General features: G+C 64.2%; 1 protein-coding gene. It reads left to right on the plus strand.

All coding sequences use genetic code 11. The features are described 5' to 3' along the window. Positions 1–229: immunoglobulin-like domain-containing protein (locus tag FQ664_RS27465; RefSeq protein ID WP_178091145.1), on the plus strand; the 229-nt coding region annotated here is incomplete at both ends.

Below are 229 nucleotides of genomic sequence, written 5' to 3' on the forward strand. Positions count from 1 at the left end.
CGACCCTGACGGCGAGCCCGTCGGTGACCGAAGGTGGCGTCATCACCTACACCGTGACCCTGAGCAATCCGGCCCAGACCCCGGTGACCGTGACCTTGTCCAACGGCCAGACCATCACCGTCGAAGCCGGCAAGACCCAGGGCAGCGTTGACTTCGAGACGCCGGCCAACGACGTCTACAACAACGGCTCGACCGTTAGCGTGACCATCGAAAGCGCCACAGGTGGCAA

The sequence above is a fragment of the Pseudomonas persica genome (assembly GCF_900291015.1).
Taxonomy (GTDB): Bacteria; Pseudomonadota; Gammaproteobacteria; order Pseudomonadales; family Pseudomonadaceae; genus Aquipseudomonas.